General features: G+C 42.6%; 9 protein-coding genes and 1 pseudogene. 8 read left to right on the forward strand and 2 right to left on the reverse strand.

Annotated features, from left to right (window positions below; genetic code table 11):
• From AACQ21_RS01275 to AACQ21_RS01300, 6 genes and pseudogenes are all read left to right on the forward strand, one after another.
• Nucleotides 1-1,876 (forward strand): actin cross-linking domain-containing toxin (locus tag AACQ21_RS01275; protein ID WP_146127530.1); only part of this gene is annotated, 1,876 nt, incomplete at its 5' end.
• Between the two features lie 21 nt (nucleotides 1,877-1,897).
• A complete protein-coding gene (locus AACQ21_RS01280) occupies nucleotides 1,898-2,695 on the forward strand; it encodes a DUF4123 domain-containing protein (protein WP_258174197.1) in 798 nt (265 codons plus the stop codon).
• A complete protein-coding gene (locus AACQ21_RS01285; RefSeq protein WP_105976723.1) occupies nucleotides 2,695-4,836 on the forward strand; it encodes a phospholipase effector Tle1 domain-containing protein in 2,142 nt (713 codons plus the stop codon). The genes AACQ21_RS01280 and AACQ21_RS01285 overlap by 1 nt, the downstream gene beginning before the upstream one ends.
• 1 nt (nucleotide 4,837) lies before the next feature.
• Complete coding sequence (locus tag AACQ21_RS01290) at nucleotides 4,838-5,575, forward strand: DUF2931 family protein (RefSeq protein WP_105976724.1); 738 nt, start codon at nucleotides 4,838-4,840, stop codon at nucleotides 5,573-5,575.
• 22 nt (nucleotides 5,576-5,597) lie between these two features.
• Nucleotides 5,598-6,341: a DUF2931 family protein gene (locus tag AACQ21_RS01295; RefSeq protein ID WP_047688820.1), complete on the forward strand. Its 744-nt coding sequence runs from the start codon at nucleotides 5,598-5,600 to the stop codon at nucleotides 6,339-6,341.
• Between the two features lie 76 nt (nucleotides 6,342-6,417).
• Nucleotides 6,418-6,799 (forward strand): annotated as a pseudogene (locus tag AACQ21_RS01300) (MAPEG family protein).
• Nucleotides 6,800-6,804: 5 nt separating this feature from the next.
• On the opposite strand, the gene AACQ21_RS01305 reads toward AACQ21_RS01300, so the two are convergent.
• Nucleotides 6,805-7,437 carry an START domain-containing protein gene (locus AACQ21_RS01305; protein ID WP_374956400.1) on the reverse strand — a complete coding sequence of 211 codons (633 nt, stop codon included), beginning with the start codon at nucleotides 7,435-7,437 and terminating at the stop codon, nucleotides 6,805-6,807.
• A 172-nt stretch (nucleotides 7,438-7,609) separates the two neighbouring features.
• On the opposite strand from AACQ21_RS01305, the gene AACQ21_RS01310 reads away from it, so the two are divergent.
• A complete protein-coding gene (locus AACQ21_RS01310; protein WP_064626577.1) occupies nucleotides 7,610-8,359 on the forward strand; it encodes a substrate-binding periplasmic protein in 750 nt (249 codons plus the stop codon).
• Between the two features lie 57 nt (nucleotides 8,360-8,416).
• Here the strand turns inward: AACQ21_RS01310 and AACQ21_RS01315 are convergent, their stop codons facing one another.
• Nucleotides 8,417-9,373 (reverse strand): AEC family transporter, encoded by a 957-nt coding sequence (locus AACQ21_RS01315; RefSeq protein ID WP_013868314.1) that lies wholly within the window; start codon nucleotides 9,371-9,373, stop codon nucleotides 8,417-8,419.
• 126 nt (nucleotides 9,374-9,499) lie between these two features.
• Here AACQ21_RS01315 and AACQ21_RS01320 point away from each other — a divergent pair.
• Nucleotides 9,500-9,711: TetR/AcrR family transcriptional regulator (locus AACQ21_RS01320; RefSeq protein WP_146127531.1), on the forward strand; the 212-nt coding region annotated here is incomplete at its 3' end.

A 9,711-nucleotide genomic window follows, 5' to 3' on the forward strand; every position in this document is an offset into this window, starting at 1 on the left:
GTTTACGCACGTTAAACATAACCACCACCTCACGGTGGAGGGCGAAAGCCGCGAATCGGTTAAGGGTAGCTGTATATTAATGGTCGATGGTTCCTTGCACGTAAAATCAGGGCAAGTTTGGACTAATGAAAGTGGAGATGAAATCCACATCAAAGCTGGACAAAAAGTGGTGATCGAAGCAGGGTCAGAAATTACCGTGACAGCCGGTGGCAGTTTTGTCAAAGTCGATCCTGCTGGTGTCCATCTTTCTGGGGCGGGCGTTAATTTAAACTCAGGCGGAAGTGCGGGCAGTGGCAGTGGTTTTAGTGGCGATTTACCGTTATTACCTGGTGAGCTTGAACTGCAAAAATCCCCCGCGCCACCTCAAACCATTCTTTACCAAGCGCTATTGCAAGCTGAAGAGGCACGTATCCCTGCAGTAAGAGTTTGTCCTTTAGAGCAAACTCAAGGGTTAGTGAGCCCCCCACCGCCTCCACCTCCGCCATTAGCACCACCGCAACCTGTGCCGGTACAAGCAACGAATTTAGCATCAGATGCTCGTGTTCGAAATACAACTAAGCCTGCTCCGGAGTTTGGTACCCATTTCCCGACTTCTTCAATCGGTATCGAGAATGAGTTGAGTGGTTTGATTGTCGCGATGCCTGCCAATTCATCACAAAAATTTGGTTATGTAAAAAATGCAAAAGGCGAAGCGCTATTCATGTTGACCAAAGATATGAATCAAGGCAGTTATCATTGCCCGCCGCATCTTAAAAATGGTCGAGATTATACAGGGTGGCAAACTCATACAATTGAGCTTATTACTTACCCTTGTGCAATGGATGATGAAAAAGCCGTCGAGGATCGTAAAGCAGGTATGCTTTGGTTAGCGAAGTATTTCACATCGCACATTAGCCAGTTTAACCATCAAACACTTGCGGCTACGAGTAGTGATGATGGTCAGTTTATTCTAGAAATCTCGAACGTGAATCATATTATCGCTGCTGGAAATGGTGTCTCTGCCGATTACCAAGGTCAAACAATCTCGATGACTCCGAGTGGGCAGCAGGTTACAGTTGGAGTTAGCGCTAAATTATTTGGAACGGGCGCTAGTGCAGAGCTTCGGTTACTTGAATTAGCCCCTTGGTATAAAAAATCACTCAAGGATAAGTTTCTGTCATTAACTCGCAGTGAGCAGTTGGATGATGAAGAAACGGCTTCCTCAGTATTTGCTTACTTAACGTCCATCTATATTAAAACCGCTGAGTTGTCGAAAAAATTTGGTATTTATATCAACGAGTGGCAGCCAGAATCAGAAGGCATTACACCTAATGCTAATGGTTTAACGGACCCTAAAGTGAAAAATGCTTGGGAGATATTACCAAGAACTAAGCCTTCGAAAATGTTAGAGGTATTAAGTGCTAAGGATTCTCGAGTCGTGCGTAGCAAAATAACTCCAGAACTTTATTCGGTGTGTTCAAATGATCTCGCCGTTAATGTATTTCAATACTTTCAAAATGGTGGAGAAGTAGCTGGGCATGGTATCAATAACGCCACCATTGGTGATCCTAAAAGCCCACAAACAGCGATACTTTTTGAGTTTCGAACGGTTCCAAACGCACTGCAAGGTTATTTACCCAAGGTCGAATCTACTGCAAAAACAGACACCAAGCTACTCGATGCATTTGAGGGTAAAAAACGTACATTAGTCAATAATCAAGTTGACGCTGTTATCCAAAATAGTGGCGATCAATTTGATCTCTGGTACCAAAACTATCGGCAGAGTATAAACATGCCTCCAGTCAAAAATGCGAAAAAAAGCGCTTCAGCTAATCATAAAGCCGAATGGGTCAAGGCGGAAAAACCACAAGAATGGCAACGCATTACTAGCCAATAACCATCAAAATACAGGGATGTAATGATGATTAATCAATGGGTAACGCAACAAAGCGGATCGGTGTATTGGCTTGTTGGATACAAGACAATCAAGCATGCGATGCTTGAAAACGGCGGGATGAGTTTCGAAAACATGGCCGTACTATTTCATGGAGATACTTTTTCTTCAGTAATGGGCTTATCTCCGTGGCTCGTTCCAGTATCTGGGAAAGTGTTAAACCTGCCAGTCGAGATTTTGCAGCAAGGTCTATTTCTAACCAGTTCAACCCGTACTGAAGTAATGCTCGATCATTTACAAAGTTTATTGATAGCTTCACTTGATGGCGAAGAAGTGATGTTTCGTTTTTACGATCGTGATGTGATTATTCCCATACTACGAGCGATGGATGAAACTGAGGTGAATCACTTTTTAGGCAACATCAACCAATTGGTGGCGATTGATCACCATGAAGAAGACGCTCTCATTACCTTCAGTAATACCTCATGCAGTGAATTTGTGCTTCGCCACGGGACTTGGTGGAAGATGTTACCTCACCACCTAGCGCCTTTGTACAACATAAATGTTCATGCCAATTCCTTAGAAAGACGTTGGTGGGAGCTATTGCCGCATCTTTTACAACGCCTAGAATCACCGCAGCAGACGATACTATCAGCCTTGCAATCAGCATTAGAAAAGCAAAATAGCTACGAGGTCGCAGAGCAGCATGCGTTAGTTGCACTCGTCACTGCAACCGATACCGCGCTTGATGATTTATCCCATCCTTTACATTTAACATCGGATGAACTGAAAGAGTTAAAAGCCATTAAGGAGAGCTGGTAATGAGAAGTACAACAGGAGTTAGCCCTTTTTGTGCGCCGTGTGAAAATCGAACGCATTGGATTGAAATTATCATCCGTGATGAGTTCAATAAACCATTTGAAGGCATCACTGGTACTATCACTGACTCTGCAAAGCATGAATTTCCCGTCGTATTAGGTGAAGCGCCTATCTTGCTTAAAACACTTGCCCCCGGCCCGGTGACGCTCACTCTCGATGCTGAACAATGGTTAAGAGAGTCTCAGGGTAAGCTGAGAACACCCAATAATGAAGCCGACCCTACTTTGGATTTTGCCAAGCAATACCAAGACCATTTAGGTAATAGTGCTAGTTTTCTAAACGTAACCAGTGGCGATCTAACCGAATTAACGCCAGAACAAGCTCTACCCGTAAGGCACCAAAAAGGTCAAGCGGATGCTTGCAACTTACTGACAGATAAAAGTTATGTTCTTAAAGTGAGAGGATTTAACTTTATTACCTTACGTGTAGGTATGTTTTTTGATGGTACGGCCAATAATAGCTACAGTGCGCAGTGGGGGAAAACTCAGTTAGAGAATTACTATCAAACATGGAAAATGAAATACAACGTTGATTGCGACATTATTTCCAGAAAAACAGGGCGGCTTAAAAACGACATTCCTGCTACTCACTTATCGAGCGAGTGTTTTGATTATCCTAAAAAAGACAATTTCTTTATCTCCTTATTTAAAAATGATGAAGGCGAAGTAGAGACAGTGGCAGGCAGCGCTACTAATGAGCTAACCAATGTACAGAAGTTGTTTGAACGCTATATAAATAAAGAATTCTCGAACGATAAAGAAACCTATTTTCTTTCTGAATATATGACCGGAATTGGTACAGGGAATAGTACAAATATTACTCCGGCTGATGAATCGGAAATTTTTGGGCAGGGGGCAGGGATAGGTAAATATGGTGTGACAGCTAAAGTTAGTACTTCTGTAGATCAGCTTTCAACGTCAATTATGGAACTGAAGTCTACCTTTGCTAACGCACAGTCGAATATCGTTGACGGTTTTAATAAGTTGCAGTTTGATGTGTTCGGCTTTAGCCGTGGAGCTGCTGCTGCAAGACATTTTATTAATGTGGTGTTGGATGGCGAGCAGAGCGAGTTTGCTCAAACGTTTAGCAAGGCGTGCCAAAAGAGCGGCATTCCGTTAGCTTACGGGTTTGATTGGGATGAAGCAGATGAGGCTAAAGCCAGCTGTGAGATTACTTTTGCAGGCCTGTTTGATACCGTCGCTTCTGTGGTTGACCTACTCTCTTTTGATTTTTCAACCCATCATGACAATGGTGATGTGAGGTTATGGATTGATCCTCAGCGCGTTCGGCGTGCTGTTCACTTAACCGCCGATCCTACCATTGAGTGCCGCTATAACTTTAGCCTCAACCATCTTAACTCTGTTGATTCGGTGGCGCATTTTCATGAATTTGTCCTTCCTGGAGCCCATTCCGATATTGGTGGCGGTTACCATTCACGCCTGAGCTACAACAAGAGTGATTATCTCTTGCCGATCTTAGAAAAAAAGTTGGTGAAGCGTGCGAGCCGCTCTTTCTCTGACCGCTGGGATAAGGATCGCGCCGAGCAATACGTGAGAAGAAAGCTGGCTGAGTATAAACAGCGTGATTTAGCCACTGGTTGGCAGGAGAATGACTATGTAGAGCCAGAAATTGAGTGTATTAATCATGGTAAAAAAGAGGGCGGAAGAGTGGTCGGTCGCCTTTACATACAGCGAAAAGTGGAAGGTGAACTCTCTCGTTTATACCTCAGATTAATGTATGGTCTAGCTGAGTTTCATGGTGTTCCTCTTGAGGATTATGATGGCAAGATTTGGCATGTTCCGGATCCTTATGCGATTTATTACACAGTAAGAGATTTTCCAGAGCTAACCATAAATGGTTTAGCTGCCAGCTTTAAGGTTTTCAATCAAAAAGTACTGGATATGGCAAAGCAAGGACAGTATGCCAAGTTAGAGAGTGAGTTTGATGAAAAACGTAAACAAGAGTTGATGCAGTTAAACGTATTTCACCACTCGTCAGATGATAGTTTTGCACTTAAACCGCTTTGGGATGAAAGTAAAGGTTGCTATAAGCGCGCCAGCTACCCATGCGAAAAAGGAAAGTAGAATGTATTTGAAAAGTATATCTGTTTTGCTAATTACGGCATTGTTGAATGCTTGCTCATCGTATGCTGGGTCGATACCGGAGACGCCATGGAGTGTTAGTATCTCTATGCCCACTTTTTATCCTGTCAGTGTTACTCAAGCCTATGGGGTGAACGATGCGCAAGATTGGACATCCCCTTTACATACATTTTCTCAGTTTATGAGGATCAGTGCATTTGAAAATATCAAAAAAGAACTTCCTGACTATGATGGTTTTGGATTACCAATACATCCCTTCGCAATGAATCGACGAGGTGATCAGGTCATGCGAATTAAGCTACCACCCGATGCTCTTTACTTGTATTGGGTTTCACTTATTAATACCCAGTTTTATGTCACCAAATATACTGTATCTGAAGACGTTAAAAGTTTGATGGCAAGAAAAAGTCTTTACCAAAATCGAGATGGTTCATTGGGTAATGTTTGCTATCGCACCGAATTCGTGTTCGGTTTACTGCCCAATGGGCAAGCCAAGGTTTGGCTAAGAGGCTGTGGTGAAATCATCTATTTAGCTGAGCTGGGACCGGATAGAGTATTGGATCGTGATAGTAATGGGTTTGATGAAGAAAGATATAAACACGGTTCTTTACTAAATGATATCCAACAACGCGCAAAAGACGCAGGTGTATCAATTGACCCGATTCCTTGGGATAAAGTAAATAAGGTGTATTCAATGGAAGAGATCAAACCTCTTAATTAGACATTTTTGACCTGAAAGTAGAATGTATTTAAAAAGTGTATCTGTTTTGTTGATCACGGCATTGTTAAATGCCTGCTCATCGTATGCGGGGCCAATACCAGAGAAGGCATGGAGTGTTAGCGTCTCTATGCCCTCTTTTTATCCTGTTAAAGTGACTCAAGCTTATGGAGTAAATGAGGCGCAAAACTGGACATCTCCTTTGCATACCTTTTCTCAGTTTATGAGAATCAGTGATCTAAAAAATGTTCAAGGTTGGTTACCTGAATATGATGGTTTTGGGTTGCCTGTTCATAGTTTTGCTATGAATACGCAGGGTGAGCAGGTTGTAAAGATTAAATTACCACCAGATAGTCTTTACTTGTACTGGGTTTCACTTATTAACACCCAGTTTTATGTCACCAAATATACTGTATCTGAAGATGTGAAAAGTTTGATGGCACAAAAAAGTCTTTACCAAAATAGAGATGGTTCATTGGGTAATGTTTGTTATCGAACCGAATTCGTGTTTGGTTTACTGCCCAATGGGCAAGCCAAAGTTTGGTTAAGAGGTTGTGGTACGACCATCTATTTAGCTGAATTGGCACCAGATAAAGTCATGGATCGCGATAGCAATGGTTTTGGTGTGGAAACGTATAAGCAGTCTGGTTCTTCATTAGAGCGTATTCACCAACGCGCAAAAGACGCAGGTGTATCAATTGACCCGATTCCTTGGGATAAAGTGGATAAGGTGTACTCGGCTCAGGAGATTAAGCCACTCCAGCACTAGAGATTGCTTTGAATCAGAGTGGTGACCTGAACGTGTTTGATGCACTACTATAGAGGCGCTACTGACTTGAAAAGGAATGACCATGGTTACTGCTCTATATGCATCGATACTTTCAGTATTATTTTTGTGGCTAGCGATTAACGTTATTAAACAGCGTCGGGCTAACCAAGTGAGATATGCCGATGGTGGAGTACCAGCACTGCAATTAGCTCGCAGCGCGCAAGGAAATGCCGCAGAATACATTCCTATTGGGGTTATTGGAGTTTAATGGTGCCAGCGTATGGTGGATCCACGGGGTAGGTATCACGTTTATCGTTGGCCGAATTTTACATGCCAGAGCGATTTTAAGTGACCAACTTAAAGGGCGGATTCGTGGTATGAAGCTAACGTTCAGTGCGATGGTTGTCTTGATCGTGCTGAATATTATTTACCTTCCTTTTGGCCAAGTATTGGGTTAAGAATGCTATTCATTCACGGCAGGGTGAAGTTTATCTTGATAATTGGCCAATTCTCGGCGCAAGCCTTTAAATGTGGTAAAGGCACTGTCAGTGGACAGTTTGTTCACTAACCAGTTAGGTAGTGCACCTCCTGGATTAGCGAAGGCAATATAATCGATGTGAGTCATACCATTAGTCAGTTTTTGCAGCGTCCAATGTGCGTTGACTTGAGTGATACGGATGTATCCCGGTTGTTCAGGCAAGTAATTTAGGGCATCCACTATTGCTAAGCTTAAACCATTAGGTAGCATCTCAAATTTTGAATAAGTCACCATATCTCTGTTTTTAGCTGGCCATGGTGCCGAGAATTGGGTGTAAACAATATTCTCGGTATCTGAAATTTTTTGCAGCACACGGCTGTTACTCACGTTATCTATCCAGTTTGGTACATGTTCACTGTCATCTAATAGCCGCATAAAAGCGAAATAGCTAGTGGGTACGAACATTTGCGCCCGTATTTGGACTAAGCCATCGCTATGGTGGCGCGAGTAGATCGTAATGCCGTCTTCTGATTTTACCTGTAACCAATCGACCGAAGTCGCTGCCAAACTAGCAACATTGCTAAATAGTAGGCTTAAACCAACTACCCATTTCATCATGGTTCTTTCCTCATTGATGTTGTAGCACGTGGCCTTATTTTTGTCGTGTTGGTTACAAAAAGTGGGTTTAAGAACTGCACTAGCATAAAAACATAAATATATTATGTATACGTTTTGTTTTATTAGTTTTTGTTATGTTTCTTGAAAGTTTGCTCAATGTTCAGGTACGGCAATGAAATCTTTAAGATGGTATGAGGTTTGGTTCTGTCTCATCCTATCATGGATTTCTATCCCCGTATGGGCAGCGCCATCCTCAATACACAATAGTCATGTCATTCGTATTAGTGCGGGTGAATGGCCGCCGTTTATTGGTCAACACCTTGAAAATAATGGTTTTGTTGCTGAGATTATCCGTAAAGTATTTAAGGATGCCGGCTACGAAGTTGAGTTTCATTTTTTCCCATGGGCGAGAGCATACGCCGAAGCCAAAGCTGGACGTTATGATGCAACTGCTATTTGGATGTTTAACCAAGAGCGGACGGTAGATTTTTATTATAGCGAAGCGGTGAGCGATGAACGCTTCGTGTTTTTTCACCATAAAGAAACCGACTTTCACTGGGAAAGCCTCTATGATCTTAAGGGGTTACATTTAGGAGGTGGCATTGCCTACAGCTATGGTGCCGAGTTAGACAGATTGTTAGAAACGCAGCAAATAAAAATGTCTCGAGTCAATGATCCAAAACAGAACTTCGAACGGCTGGCGAAAAAGCGGATTGATCTCATGCCAGAAGAAATTCATATCGGTTATTACACTCTGGATAAATACTTACCGCAATGGCGAGAAATGATCACGCACCATCCCAAACCTTTTCTCATCAATAATAACTATCTGTTGTTCCCTAAAATGGGTGAACGAAGTGAACAATTGTTGACGCTATTTAATCATGGACTGAAAGAAAGTGATGTCTCCATGATGGAATGATTCGCTTTTTTTGAATGGCCCTTCCTTCTTACCTTTCCGCAGTGAATTAAAAGGCGGTTAGATTAAGTTCAGAGACGCGAGCAGGAAGATGCCTAGTGTACAAGTAAACAGTGAAAATACGGTCGTCAATGCAATGATGTTGGCCGCTAAGGTTGCATTTCCTCCCATAGCTCTAGCCATAACATAACTGGCCGCAGCGGTAGGGGATGCACTCATCAAAAAGACTAGCCCGAGATCTAACCCGCGAAAGCCAAAAAGTAACGCACCCGATGTGATCAATATCGGGGCGAGAATCAGCTTATGGGCAGTGGCAAACCAAGCCGGTGCTTTGTCGCTTCTGAGTGAACCTATATTGAGTGAGCCGCCAGTACACAGTAGTGCTAATGGTAGTGTCATATTGGCAAAATATTGGCCAGCATCAGTAACCATTTTCGGGATTGGAAGGGATAAGGAATAGCATAAAACGCCGAGCAGAATACCAATAATCAGTGGGTTTTTGGTGAGTGTTTTGGCAATCACTCCAGCGGCTTTGAGCCCTGAACTTTCCCCTTTTGGCGTGAGTGTTATCACCGCTTGAATATTATAAAGGATAGTGGTTGCGGCAACGTACATCGCCGCTAATGCTAGCCCAGGTTCGCCATAAGTATTTGCGACATAAGCCAAAGCGATAATAGCGGTATTCGCACGAAACCCGCCTTGGATGATCACGCCGTGATCCAGATGTTGTGGGAACGCTTTTTTGGTGAAAAAAGTCGTGAAAAGAAAAAATAGGAAATTAGCGAGTAGTCCATAGCCAATCAGTGCTGCACTGGAAGAAAAATCGTGCTGTGATTTGACGATGCTAAGAAATAGCATGGCTGGTAAGGTGACTTGGAATACGATTCGTGACGCGACATCGATGAAATTGTCGTTGATAACCCCCGTTCGCTTCAGTACAACGCCCAGTACTAACATCAAACAGATAGGCCCTGTAATTGAGGCCGAAAACAAAAGTTGTTCGATAATCGTTGTCATATCAATCCATTGAAGTTGCTCATAGCGTTGCTATTCTTCCACAGTTCCTCATTTTGCAAAATCAAATTTGCAAAAAAGAACGAACGTGCTAAAAATAGCATGGTATGAAGTGAGAGTCGGCATAATATGAGCAAAGGTAGAATTACAAGAGAAAATGTACTGAACAAAGCATTCGAATTAGCCAGTGAAAACGGTTTGGAAAGCCTCACTATCGGTGAGTTGGCAAAACAGTGCGGTTTATCAAAAAGTGGTTTGTTTGCGCATTTTAATGCTAAAGAAAATTTGCAAATTGCAGTATTAGAGCATGCCCATTCTGTGTTTACTGAGCGTGTTATTAC

Source organism: Vibrio sp. V01_P9A10T6 (genome assembly GCF_963877065.1).
In the GTDB taxonomy this organism is placed as follows: Bacteria; Pseudomonadota; Gammaproteobacteria; order Enterobacterales; family Vibrionaceae; genus Vibrio; species Vibrio anguillarum.

Excerpts from the sequence above, each read along its gene's own strand:
- AACQ21_RS01305 (WP_374956400.1), bottom strand. The coding sequence starts at position 7,437 with ATGATGAAATGGGTAGTTGGTTTAAGCCTACTATTTAGCAATGTTGCT.
- AACQ21_RS01285 (WP_105976723.1), top strand. The coding sequence starts at position 2,695 with ATGAGAAGTACAACAGGAGTTAGCCCTTTTTGTGCGCCGTGTGAAAAT.
- AACQ21_RS01290 (WP_105976724.1), top strand. The coding sequence starts at position 4,838 with ATGTATTTGAAAAGTATATCTGTTTTGCTAATTACGGCATTGTTGAAT.
- AACQ21_RS01315 (WP_013868314.1), bottom strand. The coding sequence starts at position 9,373 with ATGACAACGATTATCGAACAACTTTTGTTTTCGGCCTCAATTACAGGG.
- AACQ21_RS01280 (WP_258174197.1), top strand. The coding sequence starts at position 1,898 with ATGATGATTAATCAATGGGTAACGCAACAAAGCGGATCGGTGTATTGG.
- AACQ21_RS01295 (WP_047688820.1), top strand. The coding sequence starts at position 5,598 with ATGTATTTAAAAAGTGTATCTGTTTTGTTGATCACGGCATTGTTAAAT.
- AACQ21_RS01310 (WP_064626577.1), top strand. The coding sequence starts at position 7,610 with ATGAAATCTTTAAGATGGTATGAGGTTTGGTTCTGTCTCATCCTATCA.